This is a genomic window from Staphylococcus edaphicus (genome assembly GCF_002614725.1).
GTDB classification, from domain to species: domain Bacteria; phylum Bacillota; class Bacilli; order Staphylococcales; family Staphylococcaceae; genus Staphylococcus; species Staphylococcus edaphicus.
In genome coordinates this window covers 1-16406 of sequence record NZ_MRZN01000014.1, presented here as the reverse complement: position 1 = coordinate 16406, position 16406 = coordinate 1, and the positions used below count along the sequence as shown (strand labels likewise).

Genomic DNA, 16406 nt, shown 5'->3' with positions numbered 1-16406 from the left:
TTCACCCATTCCTATTATTCAAAATTGCCATTGTTGTTTCACGCAATTCTGATCTTGGAATGAATTTTTCTGTTAACATTTCCGGGATAATATTGTCGATAAAATCCTGTACTGAGCTAAGGTGATCAAATTGCATAATGGTTTCTAATGACATTTCATAAATTTCAAAAAATAGTTGTTCTGGATTACGTTTTTGTATTTCTCCGAAAGTTTCATACAATAAATCAATTTTATCGGCAACGGACAATAATTGACCTTCTAAAGAATCATCTTTTCCTTCTTGTAATCGCTCACGATAAATAGCCTGATACGGTTCTGGAATCTCCTCATTTATAAAGTGATCTACCATCTCTTCCTCAACTTGAGAAAATAATTTTTTTAATTCACCGCTAGCATATTTAACTGGGGTTTTAATATCGCCCGTAAAAATTTCGGCGAAATCATGATTTAATGCTTTCTCATACAGACTTTTCCAATCTACTTCATTACCATGATATTCCTCAACTGTACCTAAATATTGAGCGATTTTTGTCACTTTGAATGAATGGGCAGCGACGTTATGCTCAAAATATTTAAATTTACCTGGCAATCTAATTAATTTTTCCAAATCAGATAAACGTTTAAAATACTGATGTACACCCATGACATCGCCTCCTAATTTATTAACCAATGATTATACTTGATTTTATAATATCACTCAACTCCTAAAATGTCTTATCAATATCATTGAAAGTCAAACATCGTTTACTTTAATACACATCATAAAATTTTAATTTAGATTAAAACAAGTGTAACAACGGTAAATACTACTGCTCACTTAAGTCTGATATCGTCAAAACAATTAAGAGCCCGAGACAATGATTGATGTCCGGACTCTTATAATGGTAATCATTATTTGCGTGCGTTTGTATTTAAAATAAATGCTAATTCATTTCTACCAGCCATATTCATTTACTTTAGTGAATATAATTATATTGACCTGTATTATGTATTGTTCTATAAGATTTTTGACCTACACCTTGCCAATTCATTTCAGATACGACAATTGAACCGTCCGCATTTTTACGTTCAACAACACCGACATGGCCATAACTACCCGCAGTACTTTGGAATATAGCGCCCACTTCAGGAGAATGGTTAACTTGATAGCCATTTTGTTGTGCTGCAGAAGCCCAGTTATTCGCATTTCCCCATAGGTTACCTACTGATTTACCTAATTGTTGTCTACGGTCAAAAGCATAATATGTGCATTGACCCCAGTCATAATAGTTACTTCCATTTGATGCATGCGTAACGGGACGATACGATTGCTTATCTGAAACACTTTCGCTAGAAGTTGAGACTTGTTGTACATTCGAAGATTGTCTATCAACTTGTTGCCAAGTTTGTACTGTGCTTGGTGTTACCTTAGCTGATGTGCGAGCATGTTCCAAATCACCCGTTTCTCTCACTTGACTTGTATGCGCATCATTCACTTCGGATTGTTGCGTAGTTTGCACTTCTTCTTGACTATTGAAAATACGATGTAATTGGTTGTTAAGATGAGCAGAGCCTTTTTCTGATACGGCGATTAATTGTCCTGGATAGATTACTTCACCTAAATTCGGATTTAATTGATACAGTTGAGTTACTGACAATTGATGTTGTTCAGCAATCCCTTTCACTGTATCTCCTACTTTAACTTCTACAATATCAGAATCTGGTAATACAAGTGCTTTACCATTGGGAACTTCATCACTTTGCTGTAAGTGATTGAGATTTTGTATTTCTGTAGTTGTCGTCGCAAATGCCTGTGCTATATCTGTTAATTTAGCATCTTCTTTTACTGTGTGTATTTGGTCCGCTGAAGCACTTTGATTTAAACCAAAAAACAATGCTGCCGAAGTTATAGAAAATGTTAAACCTTTCTTCATTGTGTTTCCATCCTTTACTATATTAAATTTATCAAGCATACTATAGCATAATGAAAACAAGCATTTTCTATTGTTATCGTTTTGTAATATAACAGTCAACTTAGCCTTTCACACCTAGGTTTTATGTGGTGACTAAACCGTTGAAACAACTGATATAATAATGTTTGTCATCAGTTAAAATCTACTTTAAAAAATGACGCGTAATATTTTATAATGCATTTTACATACTTTTTAGTATTTATTATGAGCAAGATAAACAAAAGGTGCCAGATAGAAATCTCAACTTGCTCAGAAGATTTCATGGTCCAGCACCTCATATTCAAATACATTTTCTATATATAGTTTGTTTATTGATTCAATGCTATTTCATTAGTTGTCACTTCGATCCATTTGTCTACGTAAATAAGCTTCAATAAATGAGCCTATATCTCCATCCATAACAGCATCTACTTTAGCAGTTTCTTCATTTGTACGGTGATCTTTTACCATTGCATAAGGGTGAAACACATAAGACCTAATTTGACTACCCCAGCCTATTTCTTTTTGTTCACCGCGAATTTCTGCCATTTCTTGTTCTTGCTCTTCAATTTTTAATTGATATAACTTAGATTTTAACGTTTTCATTGCTGCTTCTCTGTTTTTGATTTGGGAACGTTCGTTTTGATTATTTACCACTATACCGGTTGGATGATGTGTAATTCTTATCGCCGATTCAGTTTTATTGATATGCTGACCACCAGCACCAGATGCTCTAAAGGTGTCTACCGTTATATCATCTGGATTAATATCAATTTCGATTTCTGTATTATTGAATTGTGGTATGACATCACACGAAGCAAATGATGTATGTCTTCTGCCTGAAGAATCAAAAGGTGAAATACGCACGAGTCGATGTACACCTTTTTCGGCTTTTAAATAACCATAGGCGTTATGTCCTTTAACGATAAGCGTAACACTTTTAACACCGGCCTCATCGCCAGGCAAATAATCGGCAATTTCTATGTTAAATCCTTTCTGTTCACAATAACGCTGGTACATTCTTAAAAGCATATTTGTCCAATCTTGCGACTCTGTTCCGCCAGCGCCTGGATGTAATTCTATGATTGCATTGTTAGCATCATACGGCCCATCAAGTAATAATTGTAGTTCGAACTGGTCTAATTCATTTTTAAATGCTTGAACACTTTGCTCTAAATCTTGTTTCATATCTTCATCGTCTTCATCGAGTAACAAGGTTCTAGTCGTATCCATATCTTCAAGTTTAGAGGCTAATGCGCTATAAGCATTCACTACTGATTTCAATACATTATTTTTATCAATGATGTCTTGCGCTTTTTCTTGATCATCCCAAAATGATGGGTCTGTCATCATTTCTTCATACTCTTGTATATTCGTCTCTTTTTCTTCTAAGTCAAAGAGACCCCCTAAGTTGTTCTAACTTCCCGTTATACGTATCTATATTACGCTTTATTTCTGACAATTCCATCATGCATCTCTCCTATGATTGTTTGAATGAAATATTAAAGTATGCCGCATTTCATTTATTATTAAGTAATAACTCTATTCTACAGAAAATTGCGTATTAATTACAACTTTATCTGATTTAAAGTAATGTACGCTTCAGTTACAAATTAAAATAAAACCGGAAGTTCATGATGACTCATCGAAACTCCCGGCTTATTGACTATCACGTAGCACTATGAGCCGTGACAGTTTTTATATTTTTTTCCACTACCGCATGGGCAAGAATCATTTCTACCAATATGTTCATCTTTAACATATGGTTCTGCTTTTGCTTTTTCTTTGCCATCTTCAGCTGAAACATGCTCTGCTTTACCAAAGTCTGTCGTTTTATCTCTTTCAACATCATCTTCAACTGAAATAACAGATTTCAAGATATATTTACTTACGTCTTCTTCAATATTTTGCATCATCGTATCGAAAAGTTGATGGCCTTCATTTTGATAATCTCGTAATGGATTTTGTTGACCATAAGAACGTAAATGTATACCTTGTCTTAATTGGTCCATCGTATCAATATGGTCTGTCCAATGTGTATCTATAGAACGCAATAAAATCATACGTTCAAATTCATCAAATTGAGTTCCTATTTTTTCTTTTTGATCTTTTAATGCTATTTCAACTTTATTCCAAACAAATTCGAAGATATCCTCTTTGTCTTTCCCTTTAATATCTTCAACGTTAATGTCGCCTTCATTCAAGAAGACATCGTCCACATAATTTATAAATGGTTCGTAGTCTGGATCATCCGCTTCTTCATTAATATAGTAGTCAACACTGCGCTCAAGTGTTGAACGTAGCATATCATTAACTAAACTACCGCTTTCATCACTATCAATAATGCTATTACGTTCACCATAAATAATTTCACGTTGCTTACGTAACACATCATCATATTCAAGCACGCGTTTACGCGCATCAAAGTTATTGCCTTCAACGCGTTTTTGTGCAGATTCAACCGCGCGTGAAACCATCTTAGATTCAATTGGTGTCGAATCATCCATTCCTAAACGGTTCATCATATTTTGCAAACGTTCTGACCCAAAACGGACCATAAGTTCATCTTGAAGTGATAAGTAGAAACGACTATCCCCTTTATCACCTTGACGTCCAGAACGACCACGTAATTGATCATCAATACGACGTGATTCGTGACGTTCTGTACCAATGACTGCTAAACCGCCGAGTGCTTCAACGCCTTCATCTAGTTTGATGTCGGTACCACGGCCGGCCATATTTGTAGCAATCGTAACAGCACCACGTTGACCAGCACCTGCAACAATATCTGCTTCACGTTCATGATTTTTAGCATTTAACACGTCATGGCGCACACCATTTTTCTTCAATAAATTCGAAATATATTCACTGGTTTCCACTGCAACTGTACCTAAAAGTACTGGTTGACCCGCCTTATGCTTTTCAATCACTTCTTGGACAACAGCGTCAAATTTACCTTTTTGACTAATATAAATTAAATCTGGTTTATCAAGACGTTGTATCGGTTTATTGGTAGGTATTTGTGTCACCGTCATATTATAGATGTTTCTAAATTCTTCCTCTTCGGTCTTGGCTGTACCTGTCATACCAGATAATTTATTATACATTCTGAAATAGTTCTGGAATGTGATTGAGGCCATTGTTTTGGATTCGTTTTGAATTTTCACACCTTCTTTAGCTTCAATTGCTTGGTGCAATCCTTCAGAGAAACGACGTCCTGGCATTGTACGACCTGTAAATTGGTCAACGATAAGCACTTCACCGTTATTAACCATATAATCAACATCTCTTTGCAATGTAACGTGTGCACGTAGTGCTGTATTAATATGGCTAATAACATCCACGTTGTTTACATCGTATAAATTATCGATTTTAAACATTCGTTCAGCTTTGTCTATGCCTTGTTCTGTTAATTGTACTGCTTTTGTTTTTTCATCATAATTATAATCATCTTCACCTTTTAGCATTTTTGCAAAAACATTTGCTTGTGTATAAAGTGAAGTAGATTTTTCTGCTTCTCCAGAAATTATCAATGGTGTACGTGCTTCATCAATTAAGATTGAATCGACCTCATCAATAATCGCAAAATTTAATGGTCTCATAACACGTTCTTCTGCATAATTCACCATGTTATCACGTAAGTAATCGAAACCTAATTCATTATTTGTACAATACGTAATATCGCAGGCATACGCTTCACGTTTCTCGCTAGTTGTTTTACTATTTAAATTTAATCCCACTGACAGACCTAAGAATTCATATAGTTCAGCCATTTCTTGACTTTGTACACTTGATAAGTATTCATTCACTGTTATCACGTGTACGCCGCGACCAGTTAACGCGTTCAAATATACTGGCATTGTCGCTGTTAATGTTTTACCTTCACCAGTTCTCATTTCAGAAATATCGCCACCATGAATTGCGATACCACCCATAACTTGAACTTTATATGGAATCATATTAAATACACGTTTTGATCCTTCTCTTACCAGTGCAAACGCTTCTGGTAAAATATCATCCAATATTTTGTTTTGTTTTTTTATATCTTCTTCAGCTTGTAATTTTTCTTGGAAAGCGTTTGTTTTCGCTTTAATTTCTTCATCTGTTAATATCGACATATCCTCTTCAAGTGCTAGGACCTTGTCGGCTAATTTACCAAGGCGTTTTATTTCTTTTTTATTGCCATCTGCAATTTTTGATAAAAAACCCATTCTGTTCGCTCCTTTAGCTTTATAACTCTTCGCTTACAACAACTTATGATATCATTTATAAGCTTAAATTTACACTTATTGACTTATTTAAAATACTTCGATTGAAATTATCCTTCATGCTTATTTACATTTCTATTTATATTAAAACGTTTGATTATCATCTTGTTCAATAAAAATATACACAAATACCTACATCACTTTCAAATTATTTCATAGTAACATAGCAAAAAATGAGCGTCCACGATTTAACATAATCGTGAACGCTACAATACAGAAACTACTTTAATTAAAAGTATTATTCAGTTGTTTCTATCAAACCATATTTCCCATCTTTTCGTTTATATACGATGCTTGTACCATCTGTTTCTCTGTCTGTGAAGATAAAGAAATCATGTCCTAACAGATCCATTTGAAGCACTGCCTCTTCGGAATCCATTGGTTTTAAACTGAAGTTCTTCGCACGAATGATTTCAATTTCATTGTCCGTGTCATCATTTTGAATTTCGATTGCTTCTTTTTCTTCTGGTAGTGATGCAAATGCTTCTTGCTCACCACGATTTCTATTTCTACGATTTACACGTGTTTTGTATTTTCTAACTTGTCTTTCAAGTTTATTGTTTATTAAATCAATACCTGCATACAAATCATCGTTACGTTCTTCAGCTCGTAATGTAACATTTTTCAATGGAATAGTTACTTCGATTTTAGTCGCTGAATTTTGGTACGTTTTAACTTTTACATGTGCTGTTGCATTAGGCACATCGTTAAAATAACGTTCTAATTTACCAATTTTCTCCTCAATATAGTTGCGAATCGCATCAGTAATAGTGAGGTTCTCTCCGTGAATTTCAAATCTGATCATAATAATCGACTCCTTTAAAACCGCTATATTGGTAATATTGCTTACTAGTATCATACCACGTTTGACCTACCGTGCAAACGTAAACACATCGAATTTTCTGATTTTTCTCACATATAATGTGTCAATCGCGTGATGAACCGTTAAGCCTGTAGTGTAAATGTCATCAACAAGCAAAATGTTTTTATCTTCCAAGTTAATGTTTTTAGAAATTTCGAATGGATTATCTAATCGCGCTCTGTGTAGTTTGCCTAATAAGGATTGTTTAGGTCTTACATGCGTTTGTAAAATGGACAGGTATGGTACTTTCTTTTTATCTAACACGCAAACAACTGGATTGAAGGTGCGATTAATGTCTCTTTCTAAAGGTGACGGTACAGGGATGATTAAATCATACTGCTCAGTGGGTAACCTAAGACGATCTGCCAGAATTTCACAAATTGCAACATCCTTCAAAAACTTATATTGGTGGATAAGCTGTTTCACAACACCTTTATATTGATATTGACAATATAATTGATTCATTAATTGAAATTTAGTAGCTAAGAAAGCACAATCTAAACAATCATGTTCATCTTGTTCAAGTAATTTTAAACATCTTGGACAACGTCCATCTGTAGTTATTTTGTTTTCTTCCCATTGTTGTAAGCAATTCTCACAAATTTTCAACGATTTTTTATAAAAATTAAGTGCATTGAATGTTTCTATAATATTATGATCGCATTGTATACATCTAGCCATCAATCCACCGCTTTTCAATTGCTAAACGGTTCATTTTTAAAATATGCTTCCGAGCTTTGAGCATATTCAAGGTTATACCTTCATGTAAAAATAATACAAGTCCCGTTGGATCAGATTTCATTCGCCCAACTCTACCAGCCATTTGTATCAATGCACTCATATTAAAAAGTTGACTATTACATACAATGACATCTAAGTTGGACATCGTAAATCCGCGTTCTAAAATCGTTGTGGTGAAAACAACTGAATACGTTCCTTTTCTTAAATCATTTATTTTTTCAAATCTTAGTGCATCTTCACTATGTACATATGTTAATGCATTTATTTCTTTTTTGTAGTTTAGATACACTGCTTTCATCAAATCGATATTATCGAAAAATACAAGGGTATATCGTCCAGCCTCGATTTGTCTATTTAAAATGTTTAACAGCGTATATTGTTGTTTATGTTGCTTTAATTTGAAATATTTAAAACGAGGCACAGGTAATGGGTGCCTATGAAACCTAGCGGGTAAAGTGATGATATCTGATTCATTCATTGTCTTTAATAAATGACGGGGCGGTGTAGCAGTCATAAATATATGAGCGTGTCTAACTTTTGAAGCATGCTTCACTGCTGCTTGTAACGATAAATCCATTGTTAATGGAAATGCATCTACTTCATCCACAATAATCAAATCGAAATGTCTCTTGAAGCGATATAACTGATGCACTGTTGCAATGACAAAATGCCCATCAAAGCGTTGCATTTGTCCCTGATAAAGTACATCTATCTGTTCAAAAGAAAAGGCTTTTTTAATTCTTATACTTATTTCAATCACTACATCTACTCTAGGGGATACAATGGCAATGTTATAACCATGACTACGCGCATATTGAATACCTTCAAAAACCATTTCTGTTTTACCAGCACCAGTAACTGCATAGAGTATTTTGCATTCATAGGCTTTGATAGCTTGTACAATTATTGAAGATGCAAATGCCTGTTGTTCAGAAAGTTGAAAGTCCAAGTGATATATTCCCTGGGAAATAACATTTTTTGATTTAACGAAAAAGATAAGATTTATATTATCCATTCTTCCTAAATTAATACAATGTCTACAATATACTATCTCTTTATTTAAAAATGGTGAATTATATTTATAAAAATGGTGTGACTGTTTCGTATGACATTGCAAACAATTCCAAACACCATCCTTTTTTATAACACCTGTTGAGATTTTGTCGATGATTTCATTAGTCACTAGCGTTTTATCTGAAATAAGTCGCCCGTAATATTTTATTTGTCTTACCTCCAAAAAAACATGCCATACCTAATACGGCATGACATGTCTCCATTTTATTTATCACTTAATCTGTACGAATAGTGCTTCCGATATAACCTAAACCAATACCACCAGACCCTAAATGTGCGGCAATTACAGGTCCAAAGCTAGAGCGATAAAGTTTGTATTGAGGATAATGTTCTTCTAATTCTTGCTGAATCCAATCTGAATCTTCTGGAATATCACCTTCAATTACAAAAAGTGTAACTTCGTCAAAGTCTTCCACCTCATGTATCACTTTTTCTATCATTTTGCGTAAAGCTCTTTTTTTCGTTCTCACTTTTTCGTCTGGAACGATTTTACCATTGTCGAATTTCAGTACTGGTTTCATCTTCAACAACGTTCCAATCCATGCTTGCGCACCTGTTATGCGACCACTTTTTTGTAGATTTTTCAAATCGTCTACCATTAATACTGCACCCGTAACTTCTCGGATTGAATGTAGTGTTTCAATGATTTCCTTTGGCTTAAAACCTTCTTCTATCATTTCTATTGCTTTAAGGACATAACCACCTTCGACCATTGCAGCTAACTTAGAGTCAAAAGTATGCACATCAATGCCTGTCACCATTTCCCCAGCTTGTGTCGCAGTTTGATAACAACCACTGATTCCAGAGGACAAGAATACACAAATCACATCTGTGTATCCTTCTTCACGTAATTGCTCAAAGTTTTCTAGAAAATCTCCGATTGCGGGCTGGCTCGTAGTTGGAATTGTCGCAGATGTCTTCATACGTTCATAAAATTCATCTGTAGATATGGATGCATTCTCAACATAATTCTCACCACTATCAAATGTTACGCTGAGTGGTGCAATTTTTATATTATATTTGTCAATTAACGTTTGAGATAGATAACTCGTTGAATCTGTCAAGACAGCAATCTTCATCATAATCCTCCTCAATTATACTCACAACCATATTACCTTATTTTTAGCGAAAAGAAAATTTATTTTAACATTTATTCTACATTTCAATACAGTGTATAATACTAGATAATAATTTAAACAAAGTTAAATTAGAAATTACACCACTAGCTAATTGGAGGGTTACACATGGAAGACGCAATTGTAACGATTAAAGCAGAACATTCAATCGAAAATGTCATAAGTAAATCTCGCTTTATTGCACATATTAAACCTGTTAAATCGGAAGACGAGGCCAAAGCTTTTATTAATCAAGTGAAGACACAACACCGTGAAGCAACCCATCATTGCTCTGCATACACAATCGGTGACCAAATGAATATACAAAAAGCCAATGATGACGGAGAACCAAGCGGTACTGCTGGCGTACCCATGTTAGATATTTTAAAAAAATTAGAAATTCACAATGCTTGTGTCGTTGTTACACGTTATTTTGGTGGTATTAAATTAGGTGGAGGCGGTCTTATTCGCGCTTATAGTGGTGCTGTTAGAGATGTTATCTATGATATCGGCCGTGTAGAACTAAGATCAGCTATACCTACATATGTAACGATTAACTATGACTTAACAGGAAAATTTGAATACGAACTTGAACGTACGCCCTATTTATTAAACACACAAAGTTACACAGACAAAGTACGTTATCAAATAGATGTCGTCGCGTCTGATTATGATGATTTTATTGCATTTTTAAATAGGACAACGTCTGGGAGTTATGATTTGAAGGAATACGCAATGATGCGATTGCCTTTTGATATTGTAACGGAGTAAACAACAGAACAAACTCTGTCCCTATTTCATTTTGAGGTAAGCAACTCAATGACTAAAAAACCGACAATCCAGCTATGACTGAATTGTCGGTTTCAAATTTCATCGCATTATTATTCATCTTTATTGTGCTCTTTATTTTCTATTAATTTTAACAATGGTCTATAATCATCATCGATTAATCCTGTAAATTCAACAATTAACTCAATTGTAATTAAAATCAGAATTAACATCATGAGCACGCCCCACGGTTGCGATAAATATAAAATAATACTGGAAAGACTAAAGAGTATCGCTATGGAATAAATCAACATAACCGTTTGTCGATGTGAATATCCTAATTCTAAAAATTTGTGATGTAAATGAGATTTATCGGCTTGCATAATATGCTGACCTTTCTTCACTCGACGAATCATCGCAAATAGTGTATCAATAAATGGTACAGCTAGGATAACGATTGGGAAGAATAATGATACAAATGTAATATTTTTAAACCCAAGCAATGATAGAAATCCTACAATAAATCCTACTAATAGTGCACCACTATCGCCTAAAAAGATTTTTGCTGGATGGAAATTGAAGAATAAAAATCCGAGTAGTGCTCCGATTAAAACACTACAAATCATCATAATAAATATATTTGCTTGTAATATTGCTATAAAGCCAATTGTCATCAATGCAATCATAGACACACCAGATGCTAGACCATCTAACCCATCGATTAAATTTATCGCATTCGTAATGGCAACGATCCAAATCACTGTAATTGGAATACCAAATATACCGAAATGTATCGTTGGACCAATTGGCAGTGAAATAAAATCAATCGTCACACCATAGTAAACAACGACTAACGCCGCAATGACTTGGCCTAATAATTTCATAATTGGTTTCAAATCATAGATATCATCTATGAGACCGACCAAGTAGATTAATACAGATCCAATAACGAGAGGCTTGACCTCAGTTTCTATAGGATGTCCTAGCCAAATTCCAACTAAAAATGACAAGAGTATCACAGTTCCACCAAGTACTGAAATCGGCTTAGTATGTACCTTCCTAAAATTCGGTTGATCTACAATCCCTAATTTATGCGAAACTTTTATAACTATTGGTGTAAGTATTAAACTGACTATCATTGAAAAAATGATTAATAATAATGTATACATCAGTTCACCTTCATTAATATGGTTCTTAATTATTTTAAATTTCAAAGTCTTATGTTGAAAATATTTAATTCATTAACTCATAAATATTTGTGTTTTAAATAGAAAACTACTTTAATATTTCCTAGTAATCATAAAGTCATATACACAGTTGACGATTTTTACATAACTTAATAATACCCTATAGGCTTTTACTTATACAACTAGAAGTGCGATAATAAATGAGTTATATAACCGGATATTATTTAATTTATCTCAGTGAATGTCTCATATGCTCACTAAAAAATAATTCTAACATGAATATTAAGTGAATGTTAGAAATTTCTATTCACCTTATGATGACAAATTGTAAGTTTTCACTTACAATAACTAAGTGCTTATTTAAAGGAGTGTAAATAAAAAATGTTTGAAGCTATTATCTATAATATTTCTGTTACCGTAGCTGGTATTTATTTATTCCATCGACTACAGTACTCAGAAAATAAAATTATGGTATTTTCAAAAGAATATGTCACTGTTTTAATGACGATAGTAGCACTCTTACTATCTGCGTACCCCGTACCTATATTAAATGAGTATACACTCTATTTATCCTTCGTGCCTATTTTATTTTTAGGTAGATATACGAACATGTTTTACACTATATTATCCGCCTTCATCGTAGGCTTAGTAAATGTTCTGATTGGGGATTACACCATCATTACTGCTATGATATTCATTGTAATTGCAGGCATCATTGGTGCTATCGGACCCTTCTTAAAACAAAGTGATATTATTTCGCTACAAATACTTAATACGATTACATTAGTTATTTTTGCAATTTTATCATTAATTAGTCCATATTACGAAATTACAGAGGTATTATTTTTAATCCCTATCTCATTTGTATTAACAATAACGTCGTCCATTACGTTTGTTGATATATGGCATTTCTTCTCGTTAGTCAATCGCTATGAGAATGAAGATAAAGTTGATTATTTAACTGGATTAGGTAACGTCAAAGAATTCGATAGACATTTAAATGAAACGGCGCGCATTTCTGAAGAAAATAATCAAAGTCTAGGATTATTACTTATCGATATCGATGGGTTCAAAGATGTAAACGATACGTATTCACATAAGTCTGGCGACGCTGTATTGAGACAAGTTGCTCAATTGCTAAAAAACTATGTACCACAACAATTTAGTATTTATCGTAATGGCGGTGAAGAATTTTCTATTGTTTTGTATGATTATACTTTAGATCAATGCGTCAAATTAAGTGAAAGTATTCGTGGTGGTGTCGAACAATCAACGTTCCACTTACCTAATAAAGAAGTGATTAAATTATCTGTATCTATTGGTGTGGGTTATCTGACAACAGAAGATTACAAATCTCAACGTAAAGTATTTAAGATTGCAGATGATATGCTACATATGGCTAAGAATGAAGGACGTAATCAAGTTATGTTTAACCCCATTGTTAAATTATAGCGATTAAACGATAGGTCCAGAGATGTAAAGTGACTACCAACAAGTGATGTAAAATTTGTTGGTAGTTTTATTTTTTACCTATTGTTATTACATCATTGATTACATTGATGCATCGCTCATCATGATTTACTTAGCTATGCTTCATAAAATTTAAACTAATGCGCTGAATCATTATTGAAATGAAAATGAATTTGTTACAATATATATTGGTATATTAACAACGTCAGTCACGCTATTGAAAGTTTTCATTCGACAATGTAAACTTTCAGTTGTTCTATATACAATTTAGGAGGTGCAAAGCTATGTCAGATTCAATTACGATTATTGACGAAGATAAGGTCATTGATGTCGTACTAATTGCAGGCAGGATTTTACTTGAAAGCGGTGCTGAAACATATCGTGTAGAAGATACAATGACAAGAATCGCTGCAAGTTATGGTTTAGATGATACATATAGCTTTGTAACATCAACAGCAATTATTTTTTCACTAAATAACCGCACTAATACACGGCTCATCCGAATTCGTGAGCGTACAACAGATTTAGAAAAAATTGCATTAACTAATAGCTTATCTCGTAAAATATCTAGCAACCAATTAGATATTGATCAAGCAAAATCTGAACTTATACATTTACATCATGCTTCTTTGCAATATTCATCTATCACGAATTTTGTTGCAGCTGCTATTGCCTGTGGCTTCTTCTTATTCATGTTTGGAGGCGTCATTAATGATTTTGTTTTTGCTATTATCGCTGGTGCTGGGGCATTTTTAACATTCAGCTATGTCCAACGCTACATACAAATTAAATTCTTTTCGGAATTTATCAGTGCCGCTGTTGTCATTGCTATAGCCGCCTTTTTCACTAAAATTGGATGGGCTCATAATCAAGATATTATAACCATTGCTGGTGTCATGCCCTTAGTACCCGGTATATTGATTACAAATGCCATCCGTGATTTAATGGCTGGAGAATTAATCGCTGGTATGTCACGCGGTGTTGAAGCGGCCCTCACCTCATTCGCAATTGGTGCCGGCGTTGCTATCGTCTTATTAATCTTTTAGAAAAGGAGTGTTGATATGGGCATTGTCTATTATTTTTTACAGTTTATCATTAGCTTTTTTGCATCAATGTTATTTTCTATTCTTTTTAATGCACCTAGACGCCTCCTTTTAGCTTGTGGGTTCGTTGGCGCAATGGGATGGATTATTTATAAATTATCCTTCGATGCTGACTTAGGTAAAGTGCTAGCTTCATTTCTAGGTAGCTTTATTCTAGCAATTATGAGTCATATTATGAGTAGACGTTATAAACGTCCCGTCATCATCTTTATTGTTCCAGGTATTATCCCCCTAGTTCCAGGTGGCTTAGCTTATGAAGCAACACGCTTTCTTGTAAGTAACCAATATACACATGCCGTTAACACCTTTTTAGAGGTCACTTTAATCTCCGGAGCAATTGCGTTTGGTATCTTATGTGCAGAAATCATATATTATATCTATACGCGAATTAAACAGCATTATGGTAGAATGAATGGTAAAACATATAAAAAATCTTATAATATGAATAATAGAGCTTAAGGGGTGTTTTAATGAAACAAGATATAATTGAACGACTAACAAGATATGTCACAATCGATACACAATCTGATCCAGAATCTACAACAACGCCTTCAACAGAGAAACAATGGGACTTGTTAAATTTATTAAATGATGAATTAACTGACTTGGGATTAGAAACCGATATCGATGAACAAGGGTATCTATTTGCTACTTTAGAAAGTAATGTAGCTATCGATTTGCCTACTATCGGATTTTTAGCACATGTGGATACGTCACCAGATTTCAACGCTACAAATGTAAACCCGCAAATCGTTGAACAATACGATGGCACGCCTATTCAACTAGGTCATACCAACCGCACATTGAGCCAAGATGTATTTCCTGCCATGAAAAATGTCGAAGGTCATACCTTGATGATTACAGATGGAACATCATTGTTAGGTGCTGATGATAAAGCCGGAGTTGTTGAGATTATGGAGGCGTTAAAATACTTAACTTCACATCCTGAAATCAAACATGGTAAAGTTCGTGTAGCCTTTACACCAGATGAAGAAATTGGAAGAGGCCCACATGAATTTGATGTTGAACGTTTCAATGCTGACTTCGCGTACACGATGGACGGTAGTGCGTATGGTGAACTACAGTATGAAAGCTTCAATGCTGCAGAAGCCATTGTGACATGTCACGGCGTTAATGTTCATCCAGGGTCAGCAAAAGATGCTATGATTAATGCTATCTTATTAGGACAACAGTTTAATGCCTTATTGCCACAAAATGAAGTTCCTGAAAGAACAGAAGGTTACGAAGGTTTTTATCATTTAATGAAAATAAATGGCGATGTTGAAAAAACAACCTTACAATACATCATTCGTGATCATGATAAAAACGAATTTGACTTACGCAAAAAACGTCTTGTTGAAATAAAAAATGACATTAACACACATTTTGAAGACGATCCTATTGAAGTAGAAATCCATGATCAATACTACAATATGGGTGAGAAAATCGAACCAAACCCACACGTCATTGATATTCCGAAACGCGTTTTTGAAAAACTAGATATCCCTGCAAATACTGCCCCTATTCGAGGTGGTACAGATGGTTCACAACTTTCATATATGGGATTACCAACACCAAATATTTTTACTGGTTGCGATAATTTCCACGGTCCATTTGAATATGCATCTATTGATGTTATGGAAAAAGCAATCCAAGTTATTGTCGGCATTGTAGAAGAAGTTGTAAATACTTACGAGGATTAATTTAGTTTGAAACATATGCTCCATTAAAAAGCGGCTTGTGATACGTAATCACAAGCCGCTTCAGAACGTTGACAAACCTTTCGCAAATTAATGCGTAAGGTTTGTTTATTTTTATTTATATAGTTATTTTTCAAAAAGTAGTGGTCTTTCAGACCATTACCGGAGCTTTTACTAACCACATTGC

General features: G+C 34.1%; 14 protein-coding genes. 5 read left to right on the top strand and 9 right to left on the bottom strand.

Going from position 1 to position 16406, the window contains the following annotated elements; translation table 11 throughout:
- Nucleotide 1 precedes the first annotated feature (1 nt).
- The 8 genes from BTJ66_RS08865 to fakB1 all read right to left on the bottom strand — a co-directional run bounded on the left by BTJ66_RS08865 (nt 2) and on the right by fakB1 (nt 9955).
- Nucleotides 2–643 carry a YfbR-like 5'-deoxynucleotidase gene (locus tag BTJ66_RS08865; RefSeq protein WP_099090606.1) on the bottom strand — a complete coding sequence of 214 codons (642 nt, stop codon included), beginning with the start codon at nt 641–643 and terminating at the stop codon, nt 2–4.
- Nucleotides 644–956: 313 nt separating this feature from the next.
- Complete coding sequence (locus BTJ66_RS08860; RefSeq protein WP_099090605.1) at nt 957–1913, bottom strand: CHAP domain-containing protein; 957 nt, start codon at nt 1911–1913, stop codon at nt 957–959.
- A 369-nt stretch (nt 1914–2282) separates the two neighbouring features.
- Nucleotides 2283–3399 (bottom strand): peptide chain release factor 2 gene (prfB, locus tag BTJ66_RS08855; protein ID WP_099090604.1). Its coding sequence is split into 2 segments (ribosomal slippage): nt 2283–3326 and nt 3328–3399, totalling 1116 coding nucleotides; the frame shifts between segments, so codons are not numbered across the junction.
- Between the two features lie 211 nt (nt 3400–3610).
- Nucleotides 3611–6142, bottom strand: a complete 2532-nt coding sequence (secA, locus tag BTJ66_RS08850) for a preprotein translocase subunit SecA (protein ID WP_099090603.1) — start codon at nt 6140–6142, stop codon at nt 3611–3613.
- Nucleotides 6143–6437: 295 nt separating this feature from the next.
- The gene (gene hpf, locus BTJ66_RS08845) at nt 6438–7004 is read right to left on the bottom strand and encodes a ribosome hibernation-promoting factor, HPF/YfiA family (RefSeq protein WP_099090602.1); all 567 of its coding nucleotides are present in this window, start codon (nt 7002–7004) and stop codon (nt 6438–6440) included.
- A gap of 66 nt (nt 7005–7070) precedes the next feature.
- Complete coding sequence (locus tag BTJ66_RS08840) at nt 7071–7742, bottom strand: ComF family protein (RefSeq protein ID WP_099090601.1); 672 nt, start codon at nt 7740–7742, stop codon at nt 7071–7073.
- Complete coding sequence (locus BTJ66_RS08835) at nt 7735–8817, bottom strand: helicase-related protein (RefSeq protein ID WP_238597618.1); 1083 nt, start codon at nt 8815–8817, stop codon at nt 7735–7737. The genes BTJ66_RS08840 and BTJ66_RS08835 overlap by 8 nt, the downstream gene beginning before the upstream one ends.
- A gap of 274 nt (nt 8818–9091) precedes the next feature.
- Nucleotides 9092–9955: a fatty acid kinase binding subunit FakB1 gene (fakB1, locus tag BTJ66_RS08830; RefSeq protein ID WP_099090600.1), complete on the bottom strand. Its 864-nt coding sequence runs from the start codon at nt 9953–9955 to the stop codon at nt 9092–9094.
- A gap of 165 nt (nt 9956–10120) precedes the next feature.
- On the opposite strand from fakB1, the gene BTJ66_RS08825 reads away from it, so the two are divergent.
- Nucleotides 10121–10762, top strand: a complete 642-nt coding sequence (locus BTJ66_RS08825; RefSeq protein ID WP_099090599.1) for a YigZ family protein — start codon at nt 10121–10123, stop codon at nt 10760–10762.
- 110 nt (nt 10763–10872) lie between these two features.
- Here BTJ66_RS08825 and BTJ66_RS08820 read toward each other — a convergent pair whose 3' ends face one another.
- Nucleotides 10873–11928 carry a glycosyltransferase family 4 protein gene (locus BTJ66_RS08820; RefSeq protein WP_099090598.1) on the bottom strand — a complete coding sequence of 352 codons (1056 nt, stop codon included), beginning with the start codon at nt 11926–11928 and terminating at the stop codon, nt 10873–10875.
- Nucleotides 11929–12327: 399 nt separating this feature from the next.
- On the opposite strand from BTJ66_RS08820, the gene gdpS reads away from it, so the two are divergent.
- From gdpS to pepT, 4 genes are all read left to right on the top strand, one after another.
- Nucleotides 12328–13398 (top strand): GGDEF domain-containing protein GdpS, encoded by a 1071-nt coding sequence (gene gdpS, locus BTJ66_RS08815; RefSeq protein WP_099090597.1) that lies wholly within the window; start codon nt 12328–12330, stop codon nt 13396–13398.
- Nucleotides 13399–13700: 302 nt separating this feature from the next.
- Nucleotides 13701–14462: a threonine/serine exporter family protein gene (locus tag BTJ66_RS08810; protein ID WP_099090596.1), complete on the top strand. Its 762-nt coding sequence runs from the start codon at nt 13701–13703 to the stop codon at nt 14460–14462.
- Between the two features lie 15 nt (nt 14463–14477).
- A complete protein-coding gene (locus BTJ66_RS08805) occupies nt 14478–14978 on the top strand; it encodes a threonine/serine exporter family protein (protein ID WP_099090595.1) in 501 nt (166 codons plus the stop codon).
- A gap of 11 nt (nt 14979–14989) precedes the next feature.
- On the top strand, nt 14990–16222 hold the full coding sequence (gene pepT / locus BTJ66_RS08800) for a peptidase T (protein WP_099090594.1): 1233 nt from the start codon (nt 14990–14992) through the stop codon (nt 16220–16222).
- Nucleotides 16223–16406: the final 184 nt, after the last annotated feature.

Excerpts from the sequence above, each read along its gene's own strand:
- BTJ66_RS08865 (WP_099090606.1), bottom strand. The coding sequence starts at position 643 with ATGGGTGTACATCAGTATTTTAAACGTTTATCTGATTTGGAAAAATTA.
- BTJ66_RS08860 (WP_099090605.1), bottom strand. The coding sequence starts at position 1,913 with ATGAAGAAAGGTTTAACATTTTCTATAACTTCGGCAGCATTGTTTTTT.
- secA (WP_099090603.1), bottom strand. The coding sequence starts at position 6,142 with ATGGGTTTTTTATCAAAAATTGCAGATGGCAATAAAAAAGAAATAAAA.
- hpf (WP_099090602.1), bottom strand. The coding sequence starts at position 7,004 with ATGATCAGATTTGAAATTCACGGAGAGAACCTCACTATTACTGATGCG.
- BTJ66_RS08840 (WP_099090601.1), bottom strand. The coding sequence starts at position 7,742 with ATGGCTAGATGTATACAATGCGATCATAATATTATAGAAACATTCAAT.
- BTJ66_RS08835 (WP_238597618.1), bottom strand. The coding sequence starts at position 8,817 with ATGGATAATATAAATCTTATCTTTTTCGTTAAATCAAAAAATGTTATT.
- fakB1 (WP_099090600.1), bottom strand. The coding sequence starts at position 9,955 with ATGAAGATTGCTGTCTTGACAGATTCAACGAGTTATCTATCTCAAACG.
- BTJ66_RS08825 (WP_099090599.1), top strand. The coding sequence starts at position 10,121 with ATGGAAGACGCAATTGTAACGATTAAAGCAGAACATTCAATCGAAAAT.
- BTJ66_RS08820 (WP_099090598.1), bottom strand. The coding sequence starts at position 11,928 with ATGTATACATTATTATTAATCATTTTTTCAATGATAGTCAGTTTAATA.
- gdpS (WP_099090597.1), top strand. The coding sequence starts at position 12,328 with ATGTTTGAAGCTATTATCTATAATATTTCTGTTACCGTAGCTGGTATT.
- BTJ66_RS08810 (WP_099090596.1), top strand. The coding sequence starts at position 13,701 with ATGTCAGATTCAATTACGATTATTGACGAAGATAAGGTCATTGATGTC.
- BTJ66_RS08805 (WP_099090595.1), top strand. The coding sequence starts at position 14,478 with ATGGGCATTGTCTATTATTTTTTACAGTTTATCATTAGCTTTTTTGCA.
- pepT (WP_099090594.1), top strand. The coding sequence starts at position 14,990 with ATGAAACAAGATATAATTGAACGACTAACAAGATATGTCACAATCGAT.